1 pseudogene is annotated in these 483 nt (G+C 71.2%); it reads right to left on the reverse strand.

The features are described 5' to 3' along the window. A pseudogene (locus H5411_RS46710) lies at window positions 1–483 on the reverse strand (hypothetical protein); the annotation flags it as partial.

Here is a 483-nt window from a genome sequence, read left to right on the forward strand (position 1 = left end):
TACGCCGTAGGGGATCGGATCGGCGCCGAGTTGCCTGGCCTGCTTGCCCAGCCGGGGCAGCGCCGACCACTCCGGATCCGCTTCGACCTGGCGGCGCTTGCTCTCGGCGAACGCGGCGTACAGCGCGGTCGGCAGGCCGGGATCGCGTTCGACCAGCTCGCTGCGCAGCGCGATCACCGAGTGCAGGGGATAGATCCCGGTGCGGAGATGCCAATCGAGGGCGAGCACCTCGTGGTCGGGGAACAGCGGATAGGGGCCGTCCTCTGTGGACTGTGAGGGTGCCGACCATCCGGCACGGGGCGCGTCGGCCCGCCCGGTGCCGGCGTTTCCGCTCAGCGCGGCGTCGATTTCGCCGGCGCGCAGCAGGTCGCCGAGCGAACGGCCGTCGGCGACGTGTTCGACGTTCGCGGGCGCGCGGCCCTCGATGTGGTCCTCGTCGTCGACGACCCAGGTCACCGAACCGAGATCGAGGCCGTATTCGTC

It is taken from the genome of Amycolatopsis echigonensis (genome assembly GCF_014174495.1).
In the GTDB taxonomy this organism is placed as follows: Bacteria; Actinomycetota; Actinomycetes; order Mycobacteriales; family Pseudonocardiaceae; genus Amycolatopsis; species Amycolatopsis echigonensis.